At 66.4% G+C, this 2,985-nt stretch carries 3 protein-coding genes; 1 reads left to right on the forward strand and 2 read right to left on the reverse strand.

All coding sequences use genetic code 11. From position 1 onward, the window contains the following. Positions 1-150 precede the first annotated feature (150 nt). A complete protein-coding gene (locus tag ACIBTV_RS31365) occupies positions 151-750 on the forward strand; it encodes a C40 family peptidase (protein WP_396710800.1) in 600 nt (199 codons plus the stop codon). 80 nt (positions 751-830) lie between these two features. Here ACIBTV_RS31365 and ACIBTV_RS31370 read toward each other — a convergent pair whose 3' ends face one another. Together ACIBTV_RS31370 and ACIBTV_RS31375 are read right to left on the reverse strand one after the other, a co-directional pair. Continuing rightward, the gene (locus ACIBTV_RS31370; RefSeq protein ID WP_396710802.1) at positions 831-1,220 is read right to left on the reverse strand and encodes a hypothetical protein; all 390 of its coding nucleotides are present in this window, start codon (positions 1,218-1,220) and stop codon (positions 831-833) included. A gap of 633 nt (positions 1,221-1,853) precedes the next feature. Beyond that, positions 1,854-2,864, reverse strand: coding sequence for a CHAT domain-containing protein (locus tag ACIBTV_RS31375; RefSeq protein ID WP_396710803.1), 1,011 nt, complete (start codon positions 2,862-2,864; stop codon positions 1,854-1,856). Positions 2,865-2,985 lie beyond the last annotated feature (121 nt).

Raw genomic sequence — 2,985 nt, forward strand, 5'->3', positions numbered from 1 at the left:
CACCGATCACCTACGAGAAGAGCACCCGGCCAGCGCCAGCTACGCTGGCCCCGGCCGCATAACCCCCGTGTCCAGGATCAGGGGTCAAGCCCCGAGTACCAGGCCGGGAAGTTCTTCGACAACCTGCTTACCATCCCCGGCTGGCAGACCATGCCTCTCACCCAGGCCGCGCAGGCAGTCCAGCGCTCAGCCTTCCCCGACGCGTACGCCAGATGGACCGACGATGCCATCCAGCTCGTCGACCAGCTGACCAACACCCTGACCGACTGCACCACCGCCGCGCTCACCGCCCTACCGGCCGGATTCGCCCTGCCCGCCAACACCCCGCCGCAGGTCACCACCGCGATCCTCTGGGCGCTCGGACAGCTCGGCACCCCGTACCACTTCGGCGGCTCATGCACCGACCCGCACTCCGGCGACCCCGACAAGCAGTGCGACTGCTCCTCCCTGGTGCAGCAGGCCTACCGGGCCGCTGGGATCTCCCTGCCCCGCGTCACCACCGACCAGGCCAAGGCCGGCGAGCCCGTGCCCGATCCGGCGCTCCTGCTGCCCGGCGACCTCATCCTCATCCCCGGCAGCGAGGGCTCCATGTCCAACCCGCGACACGTCGGCATGTACCTCGGCCGAGGGATCGTCATCCAGGCCCCAAAGACCGGCGACGTCGTCAAGATCACTCAACTGAGCGACTGGCGCCACATGATTGCGGCGATCCGCCGCATCGCGAGCTCGCCGGATGCTCGACCACAGTGACGATTCCACCGCGGATGGATGCAGGTGGCCCGCTCCTTTGACATGGCGATGCCGACATCGGCAACCAGTTGCCTTCTCAATCAGCATTTGTCCACCGGGCTAATGGTTGCTGCGGCTCTGAGGTCGACGGAGACCTCACCGGCGTCAGTTTTCAGCACGATTGTGCCCTGGTTCAACCGCACGACATGACCACAGGTCGTGCCGGTGGGACCGGTGACGCGCAGGGCGGGCTTGCGACGTTCGGGCCCATACCAGGTGGTGCCGACTGCGACGACCAGTAGCAGGGTGCACCCGAGGGTCAGCGCGATGCCCCGTCGCAACGCATCGGCGGAGGCCAGCGCTTCGATGTGGTCGCCTGCCTGACTCGGCGGAATCCGTTGGACGTCGGCCACGGAAGGTCGGCCGTGTGCGGCTCGGATCAGCAGCAGCGCACCGATGGCACCGGCGAGGAGCGCGGCGAACAGCAGCACTCCGACAGTGGCAGCCCAGCCTGATGACAGTTGTCCGACGTCGGACCGGCCTTTGACCAGCCCGAAGCCGACCAAGGCGGCGAGTAGTGCGCCGAGACCATTTCGCCAGGCTGTGGCGGCTTGCCGTACTCGGGGCAGTTCAGTCCGTAGGAGGCGGTCACGTTCCTGTGCTGAACGCAGGTCGTTGGCGTTGGCGGGCGCCGGCCCAGGGACGAGGCGGTAGCGCGGTGTGCTCAGTGACGTAAGGGATGGGTCAGTCATGGTTCTTGCCTAGCGACCAGCGTCAGAGTCCAGTAGGCGCCGCAGCCGTTAGCGCCGTCGGGCCGGTCGGGGTGCGGATCGTTGCAGGTACAAATCATAGGCTCAACGCGGTGACGACTCGCCGCGGAAGTCTGACTGCGCCACCCCGCATTTCGCCTTCTGATCGACAGCCGCATGAGGAGGCTGTCAACGACGGGGATATCGATAATGCTGGCGCAGCGCGGACACGGACCGCGTAGGACCATTGTGCCGGGGCGGATCTGCTCTACCGTGAAATGTTGGGCAGCCCAGGTCGCGTAAGACTCGTCGGTAATCTCATGGTATGGCAACGGTGTCGACCGGTCGTTCATCGACGCTCCTGTAAGGTCGGCCTCAGGGGCCAGTGTGGGTGAAAGGTGTCCAGGCACCGATGGGCAGGCGTGCGTCGTCGCGGAGCTGACGAACCGCAGCATGCAGGGCTCGTGCGGCTGCGCGGGGCGTGAAGGTTCCGGCGATGGTCAAGTGTGCGTAGACCGTCTCCGCGACGTCGGCTGCAGCGTGGTCGTGCACGGACCACAGGGTCCCGATGACTTGGCGGTAACCGGTGTGGTGCAGGGCTGCGGCGAGGTTGATCGCTTCGTCGGGAAGCGTGATGCCGCCCACCGCAGTCTTGCATGCTGACAAGAACGCGAACTCTCCGGCGTGCTGGCGGGTGGCGAGGTCGGCTACGGTCAGGGTCCGGTCATGCAGGATCAGGCCGCCGTGGGACGGGTTGCGCAGGTCCTGGCCGCCGTGACAGCTGAAATGGGCCCATCGGTGGCGCGGTAGTTCCTCGAGCACTGACGCACCGGTGGCCTGTTCTCCTTCGAGCAAGGTGTGTTTGTCGGGAAACAGCGCGGTCAAGAGGTCCCGCTCGCGTTCGACGTCAATCAGGGGAGCCTCTTCGGGCGTGTCCGGCAGCGACACGATCAGGATGCGGTCACTTGTCATCTGAGGGCGGAGCGGTCGCCGGGCCTCGACGAGGGCGCGCAGGGTCGGAGTGTAGGACGACACCACGCGGTCCAGCACTGTTCGTCCCGTCGGCTGGTCTATGTCGTGGTACCCGGCGGCATGAAGCGGGAGCATGGTCAGCGGGCCCGTGGGGCACCACCACAGCCGCGGAAGCGGTGTGTTGGGGTCAGCAACACCGCCGAGGCCGAGTGCGGTCAGGATGGGTTCGGCGGTGGTGTCCCAGAGCCAGCGCAGCAGGGCGTCGAGCGTTTCGTCCCGATCGTTGGTGGCACGTTGGTAGGTCTGCTTGGCATCGGAGTACGCCCTGATGGCGGCAGGGTTTGATGTCTCGCCCTCCACGCCGTGCCGGGCCGTGTGCAGGTCACGTGCGGCGCGGTCGACCCGGTGCAGCACACGCAGGTATTCGTTGGTGTGGTCAAGGGAGTTGCCCCCTGGTCCTGGACACTTGAGCCTTGGATCGTGATGGTCCGGGGAGATCAGGAGTCCCTGACAGATGGTGATGAAGCACTACCCC

The organism is Micromonospora sp. NPDC049366, assembly GCF_044466625.1.
In the GTDB taxonomy this organism is placed as follows: Bacteria; Actinomycetota; Actinomycetes; order Mycobacteriales; family Micromonosporaceae; genus Micromonospora.

What these genes read in the sequence shown, in the direction of transcription:
- ACIBTV_RS31365 (WP_396710800.1), top strand. Translation starts at nt 151, where the DNA reads ATGCCTCTCACCCAGGCCGCGCAGGCAGTCCAGCGCTCAGCCTTCCCC.